Source organism: Burkholderia arboris, assembly GCF_038723655.1.
Classification (GTDB): Bacteria; Pseudomonadota; Gammaproteobacteria; order Burkholderiales; family Burkholderiaceae; genus Burkholderia; species Burkholderia arboris.
The window spans coordinates 1-12,842 of the sequence record NZ_CP109822.1 but is presented as its reverse complement, the minus strand read 5'-3'; the positions used below and the strand labels follow the sequence as shown (position 1 = coordinate 12,842).

Genomic DNA, 12,842 nt, shown 5'->3' with positions numbered 1-12,842 from the left:
GTGAGGACGGGAGCGGGGGAGGAGCAGCGCCGTCAATTATGTGGGTATCCGGCGCGTTCGCGCGGAATTGTCGATAATGGAACGTTGTTATTCACCGGATGCCGACGATGACCGAAGCCACCCAAGCCCAGCCTGCCGTTCCGCGCCTCACGAGCCTGTCGCACGGGGGCGGCTGCGGCTGCAAGATCGCGCCGGGCGTACTGTCCGAGCTGCTGAAGCGCGCGACGCCGCCCGCGCTGTTCCCGGACCTGCTGGTCGGCACCGAGACGTCCGACGACGCGGCCGTCTACCGGCTCAACGACGAGCAGGCGATCGTCGCGACCACCGATTTCTTCATGCCGATCGTCGACGATCCGTTCGACTTCGGCCGCATCGCGGCGACCAACGCGCTGTCCGACGTCTATGCGATGGGCGGCAAGCCGATCCTCGCGCTCGCGCTGGTCGGCATGCCGATCAACGTGCTGCCGCACGAGACGATCGCGGCCGTGTTGCGCGGCGGCGAATCGGTGTGCGCGGATGCCGGCATTCCGGTCGCGGGCGGCCATTCGATCGATTCGGTCGAGCCGATCTACGGGCTCGCGGCGATCGGCGTCGTGCATCCGTCGCGCGTGAAGCGCAATGCGGCCGCGCGCGCGGGCGACGTGCTCGTGCTCGGCAAGCCGCTCGGCGTCGGCGTGCTGTCGGCCGCGCTGAAGAAGAACCAGCTCGATGCCGACGGTTACGCGCAGATGGTCGCGACGACCACCAAGCTGAACCGGCCGGGCGCCGAGCTGGCTGCGCTGCCGGGCGTGCATGCGCTGACCGACGTCACGGGCTTCGGGCTGCTCGGCCATGCGCTCGAGCTGGCGCGCGGCGCGCAGCTCACCGCGCGCGTGCACTATGCGTCGCTGCCGTGGCTTGCCGGTGTCGAGGCGTTCGTCACCGACGGCGTGTTCACCGGCGCGTCGGGCCGCAACTGGGCCGCATACGGCACCGACGTGCGGCTCGCCGACGGCCTGCCCCCCGTCGCGCAGGCGTTGCTGACCGATCCGCAGACGTCGGGCGGCTTGCTGGTTGCGTGCGCACCGGAAACCGTCGATGAAGTGCTCGCCTGCTTCCGTGCCGACGGTTTCGACCGCGCGGTCGTAATCGGCGAGATGGTTGACGGGCCCTCGCGCGTCGACGTCGCCTGACGCCGGATTCACACACCGGATCGTTTTGACGTCGCTAGAATCGATGCCTTCCATGAAGGCATCGACGACCGATGAACGACTTCCTGTTCGGGCTGATGATCGCGCTGTCGGTCGGGCCCGTCGCGCTGATGATCGCGAACTACGGCATGCGCGCCGGCACGGCGGCCGGCGTGCGCGCCGCAATCGGCGTGGCCGCGGCGGACGGCTGCTATGCAGTCGTCGCGTTCACGATCGGCGCGATGCTTGCGAGCACGCTCGCGTCGCATCTGTCGGTGTTCCGTATGGTCGGTGCATGCGTGTTGCTCGCAATGGGCATGCGGATGCTGTGGCAGGCGCTGCGTGACCGGCGCCGCACGCTCGACGGCGATGCCCTGCCGCCGCCGGGCGATCGCCCGTTCATGTCGATGTTCTTCGTCACGCTCGCGAACCCGCTGACGATCCTGCTGTTCTACGGCTATGCAACGGCTGCCGCCGGTGCACACCGGCACTGGTTGCCCGGTGCCGCGTGCGTGTTTGCGGGCAGCCTGGCGGGGCAGCTCGTGTTCGCGTTCGGTGGCAGCGCGATCGGTCGCTTCGTGAAGTCGCCGGGGTGGCTCGCGGCGAGCCATGCGGCCGCCGCGCTGGTCGTGCTCGGTTACGGCGTCGCGGGGTTGATGCGCGTGTAGTACCGCAGGAAACGACCGACGTTGCACGTGGCGACAAACCCGATAGCATTCCTGATGTTCGCAATGCAGCGGCGCATGCGCGAATTCCATCACGCAACACGCATCCATTCGCACGAAACACCGCTCGCCGTTTCGTAGCCGGGTTCCGCATTGCGTACGCCCGTTCTATACTCCCTCGCGCAGTCTCCGAGAGCCGTTCTCACCCAACATCACCGAAACAAGGAACGCCGATGCTGACTCGCTCCATTCTTTCCGCTGCTGCATTTTCGCTCGCAGCCTGCGCGACCGCGCCGTCGATCGCGCAGGACAACCAGGGCAACAACGCGGGCAACACTGCATTCTCCGAGACCGGTGCACAGGGCCGCCCGGTCAAGGTCATGATCATCACGATGTTCGGGCCGGAGGGCCAGGCATGGCTCGACCGGATCGGCCCGTGGCGCGACATCGCCGTGCCCGGCCTGTCGCCCGACTATCCGGCCGTTCACTGCAACAAGCAGGACGTGTGCGTGGTCACGACCGGCATGGGCTATGCGAATGCGTCGGCGACGATCATGGCGCTTACGTTCTCGCAGCGCTTCGATCTGCGCCGCACGTATTTCCTGATCTCCGGCATCGCGGGCGTCGACCCCGCGCAAGGCACGGTCGGTTCGGCCGCGTGGTCGAAATACCTCGTCGATTTCAGCCTGCAGTGGGAGCTCGATGCGCGCGAGATTCCGGCCGGCTGGAACACGGGCTTTCTCGGCATCAATACGAAGAGCCCGAACGACAAGCCGCCGCTCGACTATCGCACCGAAGTCTTCCAGCTCAATCCGCAGCTGACCGATGCCGCGGTCGCGTTGTCGCGCAACGTCGTGCTCGCCGACAGCGCGCAGGCGCAGGCCGCGCGCGCGAAGTTCACGTATGCGCCGGCGAACCGGCCGCCGACGGTGATCCAGTGCGACACGTCATCGGGCAACACGTGGTTCTCGGGCACGCTGATCGGCGAGCGCGCGCGCCAGTGGACGAAGATCCTGACCGACGGCAAGGGCACGTACTGCATGACCGCGCAGGAAGACAACGCGACGTATGAAGCGCTCAAGCGCGCGGCCAGCGTGAAGCGGGTCGACCTGTCGCGCGTCGCCGTGTTGCGTACGGGGTCCGATTTCGACCGGCCATACGCGGGGCAGACGAGTGCCGACAACCTGCTGAACTACGCGGACCAGGGCGGTTTCGCCCCGGCGACCGAAAACCTGTACCGCGCGGGCAATCCGCTCGTGCAGGACATCGTCACGCACTGGGGCGAATGGCGCGACGGCGTGCCGCGTCGTTGAGGGCCGGACGATGACTCAGCCGGCGCTCAATGCGAGTGCGGGGCCGAACGGAACGGCGTCCAGACCGGCGTGGTGTCGTCCCAGTGATCGAGCGGCGAAGGAAGGTGGTCGTTCATCATGTGCTCCTGCAGCTAACTGACTCAGCGAGTCGTCGATTGGTGTGTCGCGACGCCGCGCACGGGGCAACCCGCTGCGCGGCGTTGCGCGTTTACCGGCCCCCGCCGGCGAGCTGGTTGCTTTCCGGCATCGGGCGATACGGGCCCTGTGCGAGTTCGAGCCCTTGCGGATACGAATTCGCCTTGCGCAGGTACGCGAGCGTGCCGTCCTTGCGCGCTTGCTCGACTTCCGCGCTCACTTCGGCACGCGTACGCGGGCCGTAGTGCTGCGAGTACCACGACGTGTTGCCGTAGTCGCCGGCGTGCGGCGTGCCCGAATCGGCGAAGGCCGGTGCGGACACGGCGAGCGTGAGGGCCAGGGCGGAGAGAAGGTTGCGGCGGTTCATGACATAACTCCTGTGTCGATATGAGTTAGCGCTTCAGCGCTTACTCAGATCCCATGTCGGAGCTGGCGCTTCGGCGCTTACTCCGGTCCCGTCAGGCGGGATCTGTTCGATGCGCAACGAGGTGCGCGACAGGGTTTACTCTAGGTATCTGCTCCGTCGCGATAAATGCGGCAGACGCGAATTGATTTGTCGTCGCAAAGGAACAATCGACATCCGCATGGACGGCAGGGTTATGCGGAAATCGCCGGCAGCCCCGTGCGGCGGGGCTCGCACGGATGCGACAGCCACCCGCGACGGCGCACGCGGGCGATTGCTGCGCGCGGCACAAAGGTTTGCTGCGGAATCGGGAAGGATCGAAAGCGCCGCGCGGAACGGCGGCTTGAAGACGCGCGGGCCTGGCGGCCCGCGCAGGCAGGTCAGAGGATTACGCGACCCACTCGTTGATGACCGGCGTATCGAGCGCCGGCGCGCGTTCGGCTTCCTCGAACGTGCGCTTGCTGCACGTCGCGTCGAGGCTGCCCTTGCCGCTCAGCAGCGGGCAGCGGTCGAACACTTCGGCCACCCAGTCGACGAACACGCGCACCTTCGGCGACAGGTGACGGCTGTGCGGATACACGACCGAGATCGGCATCGGCAGCGGCTTGACGCCGGGCAGCACTTCCTTGAGCCGGCCTTCGCGCAGGTGCGGCAGCACCATGAACAGCGGCGGCTGAATCAGCCCGAAGCCTTCGATCCCGCAGGTCACGTACGCATCCGCGTCGTTCACCGACACGATGCTGTCCATCTTCACCTCGACTTCCTTGCCTTCGCTGAGGAACGTCCAGTCGATCGTGCGGCCGGTGCGGCTCGAGAAATAGTTGACGGCCTTGTGCTGGCCGAGATCCTCGATCGTCTGCGGCTCGCCGAAGCGTTCGAGATAGTCGGGCGCGGCGACCGTCACGCCTTCGAACAGGCCGACGCGGCGCGCGACGAGCGACGAATCCTGCAGCGCGCCGACGCGGATCACGCAGTCGACGCCTTCCTGCAGCAGGTCGACCGGCCGGTCGGACAGGCCGAGCTGCAGGTCGATGTCCGGATAGCGCGTATGAAATTCGCACAGCGACGGAATCACGAGCAGCCGGCCGATCGAGCCCGGCATGTCGATACGCAACTTTCCGTGCGGCTTCCGGTTGTTGGCCTGGAAGCTTGCTTCGGTTTCCTCGACATCCGCGAGGATCCGCACGCATCGTTCGTAGTACGCGGCGCCGTCCGGCGTGAGCGACAGCCGGCGCGTGGTCCGGTGCATCAAACGCACGCCGAGGAAGGCTTCGAGATTCTGGATGATCGTCGTGACGGACGCCCGCGGCAAGCTGAGCGTTTCTGCTGCCTTGGTGAAGCTGCTTGTATCGACGACGCGAGTAAACACCTGCATGGCCTGAAGCCGGTCCATCACAACCTCCGCAATCTAATGAGCCTCCGGAACGACAAGGCTGCGCTACCTCGTGGGTAAACGCAGCCTCGGATTGTTCGGGGGCGTTGAATTGTGTTGCCGGATTATAGGCATTTATCCCAATGTCTGCCGGACCCAGAATTCGTTCCATCTCGAAATGGATGCTGCATCGTCATGGACGCTTCTGAATTCAGCAAATTCCTGAAAGCCGCGCTGCCCGCGCAAGCCTTGGCAGGCGCGGCGCTGACGGTCGCCGAAGTGGAAATTCCCGGCTACGCGCAGGACATCGTGCTGCGCCTCTACCGCCGCCCGGACAAGACCGGGTTGCCAGTAGTGCTTTATTTCCACGGCGGCGGTTTCGTCCGCGGTTCGCTCGAAGACGCGGATTTCGCCGCGCGTTTTTTAGCAGAACGCTTACCAGCTCTCGTAGTGTCGGTCGACTATTCGCTCGCGCCGGCCTTTCCTTTTCCGGCCGCGCCGGAGGATGCGTATCGCGCCGCCGTGTGGGCCGCGACACGCGCCCGCGCGTTCGGCGGCAACCCGAAGAAAATCGGGGTCGCGGGCCACGACGCGGGCGGCCAGCTCGCGAACTGTCTCGCCTTCATCGCACGTGACCGCGGTGAAGTGTCGATCGTCGCGCAGGCGCTGTTCGGGCCGATGCTCGACCCGAGCATGACGCGCATCGGCGACGCCGAACGTCTCGCATCAGACATCACCGCGCGCGAATGCGCGGCCTGTTATCGCGCGTATCTGCCGCAGGCGGCGCAGCGCATCCACCCGTACGCGGCGCCGCTCGAATCGGTGCGCCTCGCGGGGCTGCCGCCGACGCTCGTCGTCACCGCGCAGAACGACGTGCTGCACGTCGAAGCGGAGAAATATGCGAGCTGCCTGATCTCGTCGGGCGTGCTCACGCAGGTGATCCGCTACCCGGACATCACGCACGCGACGCTCGCCACGCACGAAGCCGCATTCGAGGAAGCCGTGCGCTTCTTCCAGTGCCGCTTCCAGGCGCGCCAGCCGAACCCATAACCAAAACCAATCCACGTTTACTGGAGATCCACATGGCCATCCTACGCACCTCCCGTTCGCGAATCGCCACCGCGGCGATCGTGACGCTCGCCGTCGTCGGCCTCGGCACGTTCGGCGCGATGCGCGTCAATGCGAACGCGCCCGAGAAAGCGGCAGCGCCGCTGCCCGAAGTCGACGTCGCGACCGTCGTCCCGCAGACCGTGACCGACTGGCAAAGCTATTCGGGCCGCCTCGAGGCGGTCGAGAAAGTCGACGTGCGCCCGCAGGTATCGGGCACGATCGTCGCGGTGAACTTCAAGGACGGCGCGCTCGTGAAGAAGGGCGACGTGCTGTTCGTGATCGACCCGCGCCCGTACCAGGCCGAAACCGATCGCGCGGCCGCGCAGCTCGCCGCCGCCCAGGCGCGCAACGGTTATGCGCAGACGGATTGGCAGCGCGCGCAGCGGCTGATCGGCGACAACGCGATCGCGAAGCGCGACTACGACGAGAAGCAGAACGCGGCGCGTGAGGCGGCGGCGAACCTGAAGGCTGCTGACGCCGCGCTGGAAACGGCGCGCATCAACCTCGGCTATACGCGGATCACCGCGCCCGTGTCGGGCCGCGTGTCGCGCGCGGAAATCACGCTCGGCAACGTCGTGTCGGCCGGCGCGTCGGCCGCGCCGCTGACGACGCTGGTGTCGGTATCGCCGATCTACGCATCGTTCGACGCGGACGAACAGACCTATTTGCAATACATCAACGGCGCGCGCAGCGGCCGCAAGGTGCCGGTCGAGCTGGGCCTCGCGAACGAGACCGGCTATTCGCGCAGCGGCGAGATCGACTCGGTCGACAACCGGCTCGATACGTCGTCGGGCACGATCCGCGTGCGCGCACGCTTCGACAACGCCGACGGCGCGCTCGTCCCGGGCCTGTACGCACGCGTGAAGGTGGGCGGCAGCGCGCCGCACGAGGCATTGCTCGTCGACGATGCGGCGATCAACACCGACCAGGACAAGAAGTTCGTGTTCGTCGTCGACCAGCAGGGCCGCGTGTCGTACCGCGAAGTGCAGCAGGGGATGCAGCACGGCAACCGCCGCGTGATCGTGAGCGGGCTGGCGGCCGGCGATCGCGTGGTCGTGAACGGCACGCAGCGCGTGCGCCCTGGCGAGCAGGTGAAGCCGCACATGGTCCCGATGACGGGCGGCGATGCGCCGTCCGCGCCGCTCGCGAACAACGCGAAGCCGGCCGCACCGGCGAAGGCGGATTCGTAAGCGGCCCGCCGCTTCGCATCCGCGTTCAACCAGACAGAGCCATACATGAACATTTCCAAATTCTTTATCGACCGGCCGATCTTTGCAGGAGTCCTATCGGTGATCATCCTGCTCGGCGGGGTGATCGCGATGTTCCTGCTGCCGATTTCGGAATATCCGGAAGTCGTGCCGCCTTCCGTGATCGTGAAGGCGCAGTACCCGGGCGCGAACCCGAAAGTGATCGCCGAGACCGTCGCGTCGCCGCTCGAGGAGCAGATCAACGGCGTCGAGGACATGCTCTACATGCAGTCGCAGGCGAACAGCGACGGCAACATGACGATTACCGTCACGTTCAAGCTCGGCACCGATCCTGACAAGGCCACGCAGCTCGTGCAGAACCGCGTGAACCAGGCGCTGCCGCGCTTGCCGGAAGACGTGCAGCGGCTCGGCATCACGACGGTGAAGAGCTCGCCGACGCTGACGATGGTGGTCCACCTGATCTCGCCGGACAACCGCTACGACATGACCTACCTGCGCAACTACGCGCTGATCAACGTGAAGGATCGCCTGTCGCGGATCCAGGGCGTCGGCCAGGTGCAGCTGTGGGGTTCGGGCGACTACGCGATGCGCGTGTGGCTCGATCCGCAGAAGGTCGCGCAGCGCGGGCTGTCGGCCGAGGACGTGGTGCAGTCGATCCGCGAGCAGAACGTGCAGGTCGCGGCCGGCGTGATCGGCGCATCGCCGTCGCTGCCGGGCACGCCGCTGCAACTGTCGGTGAACGCGCGCGGCCGTCTGCAGACGGAAGACGAATTCGGCGACATCGTCGTGAAGACGACGCCGGACGGCGGCGTCACGCGCCTGCGCGACATCGCGCGGATCGAGCTCGATGCGTCCGAATACGGGCTGCGCTCGCTGCTCGACAACAAGCCGGCCGTCGCGATGGCGATCAACCAGTCGCCGGGCGCGAACTCGCTGCAGATTTCGGACGAAGTGCGCAAGACGATGGCCGAGCTGAAGCAGGACATGCCGGCGGGCATCGACTACAAGATCGTCTATGACCCGACGCAGTTCGTGCGCTCGTCGATCAAGGCCGTCGTGCACACGCTGCTCGAAGCGATCGCGCTGGTCGTGATCGTCGTGATCGTGTTCCTGCAGACCTGGCGTGCGTCGCTGATTCCGCTGATTGCGGTGCCGGTGTCGATCATCGGCACGTTCTCGCTGCTGCTGGCGTTCGGGTATTCGATCAACGCGTTGTCATTGTTCGGGATGGTGCTCGCGATCGGGATCGTGGTCGACGATGCGATTGTCGTGGTCGAGAACGTCGAGCGGAACATCGAGAGCGGGATGAACGCGCGGCAGGCCACCTACAAGGCGATGCAGGAAGTGAGCGGGCCGATCATCGCGATCGCGCTGACGCTCGTCGCCGTGTTCGTGCCGCTCGCGTTCATGTCGGGCCTGACCGGCCAGTTCTACAAGCAGTTCGCGATGACCATCGCGATCTCGACGGTGATCTCGGCGTTCAACTCGCTGACGCTGTCGCCGGCGCTGTCCGCGATCCTGCTGAAGGGCCATGGCGACAAGGAGGACTGGCTCACGCGCGTGATGAACCGCGTGCTCGGCGGTTTCTTCCGCGGCTTCAACAAGGTGTTCCATCGCGGCGCGGAGAACTACGGCCGCGGCGTGCGCGGCGTGCTGTCGCGCAAGACGCTGATGCTCGGCGTGTACCTCGTGCTGGTGGGCGCGACCGTGCTCGTGTCGAAGGTCGTGCCGGGCGGCTTCGTGCCCGCGCAGGACAAGGAATACCTGATCGCGTTCGCGCAGCTGCCGAACGGCGCGTCGCTCGACCGCACCGAGAAGGTGATCCGCGACATGGGTTCGATCGCGCTGAAGCAGCCGGGCGTCGAGAGCGCGGTGGCGTTCCCGGGGCTGTCGGTGAACGGTTTCACCAACAGCTCGAGCGCGGGCATCGTGTTCGTCACGCTGAAGCCGTTCTCGGAACGGCATGGCAAGGCGCTGTCGGCCGGCGCGATCGCGGGTGCGCTGAACCAGCAGTACAGCACGATGAAGGACTCGTTCGTGGCGGTGTTCCCGCCGCCGCCGGTGCTGGGCCTCGGTACGCTCGGCGGGTTCAAGATGCAGATCGAGGATCGCGGTGCGGTCGGCTATGCGCGGCTCGCGGATGCGACCAACGACTTCATCAAGCGCGCGCAGCAGGCGCCTGAACTCGGCCCGCTGTTCACGAGTTACCAGATCAACGTGCCGCAGCTCAACGTCGATCTCGACCGCGTGAAGGCGAAGCAGCTCGGCGTGCCGGTCACGGACGTGTTCAACACGATGCAGGTGTATCTCGGCTCGCTGTACGTGAACGACTTCAACCGCTTCGGGCGCGTGTACCAGGTGCGCGTGCAGGCCGATGCGCCGTTCCGCCAGCGCGCGGACGACATCCTGCAACTGAAGACGCGCAACGACAAGGGCGAGATGGTGCCGCTGTCGTCGCTCGTCACGGTGACGCCGACGTTCGGCCCGGAAATGGTCGTGCGCTACAACGGCTACACGGCGGCCGACATCAACGGCGGACCGGCGCCGGGTTTCTCGTCGGGGCAGGCGCAGGCCGCGATCGAGCGCATCGCGCATGAAACGCTGCCGCGCGGCGTGCGGTTCGAGTGGACCGACCTCACGTACCAGCAGATTCTTGCGGGCGATTCGGCGATGTATGTGTTCCCGATCAGCGTGCTGCTCGTGTTCCTCGTGCTCGCCGCGCTGTATGAAAGCCTGACGCTGCCGCTCGCGGTGATCCTGATCGTGCCGATGAGCATTCTGTCGGCGCTGACGGGCGTGTGGCTCACGCAGGGCGACAACAACATCTTCACGCAGATCGGTCTGATGGTGCTGGTGGGGTTGTCGGCGAAGAACGCGATCCTGATCGTCGAATTCGCACGCGAGCTCGAACATGACGGCAGGACGCCGCTCGAGGCCGCGATCGAGGCGAGCCGGCTGCGGCTGCGCCCGATCCTGATGACGTCGATCGCGTTCATCATGGGTGTCGTGCCGCTCGTCACGTCGACGGGGGCCGGTTCGGAAATGCGTCATGCGATGGGTGTCGCGGTGTTCTTCGGGATGCTCGGCGTGACGCTGTTCGGGCTGATGCTGACGCCGGTGTTCTACGTCGTGCTGCGGACGCTCGCGGGCGGCAAGATCCACGTCGCCGGCAAGGACTCGGCGGGTTACGGCGTGACGACTCCGGGCGTGCCTGCATCGGATGCTTGAGGACAACAACATGAACAACTTGCACAACACGAACGGCCTGATGCGTTTCGCGAAGGTGGCGGTCGCGAGCACCCTGCTCGCGACGCTGCTCGCCGCGTGCGCGGTGGGCCCCGACTACAAGCGCCCGGATGCCGCGGCGCCGGCCGCGTTCAAGGAAGCGCCGACGCTCGCCGCCGGCGAGCAGGCCGGCACGTGGAAGACGGCCGAGCCCGCGGACAGCGAACATCGCGGCGAATGGTGGAAAGTGTTCGGCGACCCGGTGCTCGATTCGCTCGAGACGCAGGCGCTCGCCGCGAACCAGAACCTGAAGGCCGCGGCCGCGCGTGTCGAGGAAGCGCGTGCGGCGACGCGTACGGCGCGTTCGCAGTGGTTCCCGCAGGTCGGCGCCGGTTTCGGGCCGACGCGCCAGGGGCTGTCGTCGGCGTCGCAGTTCCAGCCGCAGGGCACGGGCCCGACCAACGCGACGCTGTGGCGTGCGCAGGGCACGGTGTCGTACGAGGCCGACCTGTTCGGCCGCGTCGGCCGCAACGTCGAGGCGTCGCGTGCCGACCAGGCGCAGAGCGAAGCGCTGTTCCGTTCGGTGCAGCTCGCGCTGCAGGCGGACGTCGCGCAGAACTACTTCGAACTGCGCCAGCTCGATTCGGACCAGGACCTATACCGCCGCACGGTGGAGCTGCGCGATCAGGCACTGAAGCTCGTGCAGCGCCGCTTCAACGAAGGCGACATCAGCGAGCTCGACGTATCGCGTGCGAAGAACGAGCTGGCGAGCGCACAGGCCGATGCGGTCGGCGTCGCGCGCCGGCGCGCGGCGTCCGAGCATGCGCTCGCGATCCTGCTCGGCAAGGCGCCGGCGGATTTCGGGTTCAAGGAAACGCCGATCGTGCCGGTCGCGGTGAAGATTCCGCCGGGCCTGCCGTCCGCGTTGCTCGAACGCCGTCCGGACGTGTCGGCGGCCGAGCGGGCGATGGCGGCCGCGAACGCGCGGATCGGCCTCGCGAAGTCCGCGTACTTCCCGAAGCTCGATATCACCGGAGCGTTCGGCTATGAGGCGTCGACGCTCGGCAACCTGTTCCTGTGGTCGAGCCGCACGTTCCTGCTCGGGCCGTTCGCGGGCACCGCGCTGACGTTGCCGCTGTTCGACGGCGGGCGCCGGGCGGCCGGCGTGCAGCAGGCGCGCGCGCAGTACGACGAGCAGGTCGCGAACTACCGGCAGCAGGTACTCGTCGCGTTCCGCGAGGTCGAGGACAATCTTTCCGACCTGCGTCTGCTCGACGACCAGATCCGCGCGCAGGATGCAGCCGTCAATGCGTCGCGCCGTGCGGCGACGCTGTCGCGCACGCAGTACCAGGAAGGCGAGGTCGCCTATCTCGACGTGATCGACAGCGAGCGTTCGGTGCTGCAGTCGCAACTGCAGGCGAACCAGCTCACTGGCGCGCAGGCCGTGTCGACCGTCAACCTGATCCGCGCGCTCGGCGGCGGCTGGGGTGCGGCGCCGACGGCGGTCGGCGATGCGGCGGCCGTCAAGGCGGAGGTCGCCGCGCGCTGAAACAGCGGCCCGCCAAGGGCCGTTCACGCAGGTGGCCGAACGAAGCAGAACCCCGGTCCGTGGCAACGCGGATCGGGGTTTTTTATGGGCCGCTTGCTATGGCTGCTGCTCGGGCCGTACGTCCGTACGCTCGGCGATGACCACCGCATACCGGCCGACCGCATCGGCGATGCGCTGCGCCAGTTCGGGATCGCGCACCGCGCGTGCGAGCGTGACGCCGCCCGACAGCAGCGCGAGGAACGCGATCGCGCGGTCGTCGTCGGGCGTGTCGCCGAGCCCGGACGACACTTCGTCGACGATCTGCCGCAACGCCTTTGCGTATGCGTCGCGCGTGTCGTCGTCGGCGCGCATCACTTCGGGCGACAGGCTCGGCAGCGCACAGCTTTCGCCGAGTGCGCAGGTGCGCCGGGGCCCGAGGTAGAACGACACGAACGGGCGCCGCCAGCGCGCGCCATGCTCGGCCTTGAACGTCGCGACGCCTTGCCGGAGCTGGTCGAGGCCGTCGAGCACAACGTTGCGGAACGCCTCGCCTTTCGATTTGAAATGTCCGTAGAACGCGCCGTTGGTGACGCCGGCCGCCTTCGTCAGCGGACCGATGCCGGAGCCGCCATAGCCCTCCTGGCGGAACAGGCGGCTCGCGGCTTCGAGGATGCGCGCGCGGGTTTCGTGCTTGTGCTCGACGGAATAACGCAT

General features: G+C 67.0%; 10 protein-coding genes. 7 read left to right on the top strand and 3 right to left on the bottom strand.

Annotation, left to right across the window (positions count from 1 at the left end):
• The first annotated feature begins 107 nt into the window (after positions 1-107).
• From selD to OHZ10_RS17180, 3 genes are all read left to right on the top strand, one after another.
• Positions 108-1,172, top strand: a complete 1,065-nt coding sequence (gene selD, locus OHZ10_RS17190; protein WP_081052058.1) for a selenide, water dikinase SelD — start codon at positions 108-110, stop codon at positions 1,170-1,172.
• Positions 1,173-1,243: 71 nt separating this feature from the next.
• Positions 1,244-1,837, top strand: coding sequence for a LysE family translocator (locus tag OHZ10_RS17185; protein ID WP_342705421.1), 594 nt, complete (start codon positions 1,244-1,246; stop codon positions 1,835-1,837).
• Positions 1,838-2,067: 230 nt separating this feature from the next.
• A complete protein-coding gene (locus OHZ10_RS17180) occupies positions 2,068-3,147 on the top strand; it encodes a purine-nucleoside phosphorylase (RefSeq protein WP_059238784.1) in 1,080 nt (359 codons plus the stop codon).
• Positions 3,148-3,355: 208 nt separating this feature from the next.
• On the opposite strand, the gene OHZ10_RS17175 is transcribed toward OHZ10_RS17180, so the two are convergent.
• Positions 3,356-3,649, bottom strand: coding sequence for a DUF4148 domain-containing protein (locus OHZ10_RS17175; RefSeq protein ID WP_342705420.1), 294 nt, complete (start codon positions 3,647-3,649; stop codon positions 3,356-3,358).
• Between the two features lie 424 nt (positions 3,650-4,073).
• Positions 4,074-5,078: a putative multidrug efflux transcriptional regulator CeoR gene (ceoR, locus tag OHZ10_RS17170; RefSeq protein WP_059238788.1), complete on the bottom strand. Its 1,005-nt coding sequence runs from the start codon at positions 5,076-5,078 to the stop codon at positions 4,074-4,076.
• Positions 5,079-5,252: 174 nt separating this feature from the next.
• Between ceoR and OHZ10_RS17165 the strand changes: the two genes are divergently transcribed.
• From OHZ10_RS17165 to opcM, 4 genes are read left to right on the top strand one after another with little or no spacing between them, the layout of a single operon-like run.
• Positions 5,253-6,107 carry an alpha/beta hydrolase gene (locus OHZ10_RS17165; protein ID WP_059238790.1) on the top strand — a complete coding sequence of 285 codons (855 nt, stop codon included), beginning with the start codon at positions 5,253-5,255 and terminating at the stop codon, positions 6,105-6,107.
• A 32-nt stretch (positions 6,108-6,139) separates the two neighbouring features.
• Positions 6,140-7,357: a multidrug efflux RND transporter periplasmic adaptor subunit CeoA gene (gene ceoA, locus OHZ10_RS17160; protein WP_059238792.1), complete on the top strand. Its 1,218-nt coding sequence runs from the start codon at positions 6,140-6,142 to the stop codon at positions 7,355-7,357.
• Positions 7,358-7,402: 45 nt separating this feature from the next.
• Positions 7,403-10,603, top strand: a complete 3,201-nt coding sequence (gene ceoB / locus OHZ10_RS17155) for a multidrug efflux RND transporter permease subunit CeoB (RefSeq protein WP_174993728.1) — start codon at positions 7,403-7,405, stop codon at positions 10,601-10,603.
• A gap of 10 nt (positions 10,604-10,613) precedes the next feature.
• Positions 10,614-12,149 (top strand): multidrug efflux transporter outer membrane subunit OpcM, encoded by a 1,536-nt coding sequence (gene opcM, locus OHZ10_RS17150; protein ID WP_342705419.1) that lies wholly within the window; start codon positions 10,614-10,616, stop codon positions 12,147-12,149.
• Positions 12,150-12,245: 96 nt separating this feature from the next.
• Here the strand turns inward: opcM and OHZ10_RS17145 are convergent, their stop codons facing one another.
• Positions 12,246-12,842, bottom strand: coding sequence for a TetR/AcrR family transcriptional regulator (locus tag OHZ10_RS17145; RefSeq protein ID WP_342705418.1), 597 nt, complete (start codon positions 12,840-12,842; stop codon positions 12,246-12,248).

Bases quoted from the DNA above. Each gene is read 5' to 3' on its own strand.
- OHZ10_RS17145 (WP_342705418.1), bottom strand. From the start codon at position 12,842: ATGCGTTATTCCGTCGAGCACAAGCACGAAACCCGCGCGCGCATCCTC.
- OHZ10_RS17180 (WP_059238784.1), top strand. From the start codon at position 2,068: ATGCTGACTCGCTCCATTCTTTCCGCTGCTGCATTTTCGCTCGCAGCC.
- ceoB (WP_174993728.1), top strand. From the start codon at position 7,403: ATGAACATTTCCAAATTCTTTATCGACCGGCCGATCTTTGCAGGAGTC.
- ceoA (WP_059238792.1), top strand. From the start codon at position 6,140: ATGGCCATCCTACGCACCTCCCGTTCGCGAATCGCCACCGCGGCGATC.
- OHZ10_RS17185 (WP_342705421.1), top strand. From the start codon at position 1,244: ATGAACGACTTCCTGTTCGGGCTGATGATCGCGCTGTCGGTCGGGCCC.
- OHZ10_RS17175 (WP_342705420.1), bottom strand. From the start codon at position 3,649: ATGAACCGCCGCAACCTTCTCTCCGCCCTGGCCCTCACGCTCGCCGTG.
- selD (WP_081052058.1), top strand. From the start codon at position 108: ATGACCGAAGCCACCCAAGCCCAGCCTGCCGTTCCGCGCCTCACGAGC.
- OHZ10_RS17165 (WP_059238790.1), top strand. From the start codon at position 5,253: ATGGACGCTTCTGAATTCAGCAAATTCCTGAAAGCCGCGCTGCCCGCG.
- opcM (WP_342705419.1), top strand. From the start codon at position 10,614: ATGAACAACTTGCACAACACGAACGGCCTGATGCGTTTCGCGAAGGTG.
- ceoR (WP_059238788.1), bottom strand. From the start codon at position 5,078: ATGGACCGGCTTCAGGCCATGCAGGTGTTTACTCGCGTCGTCGATACA.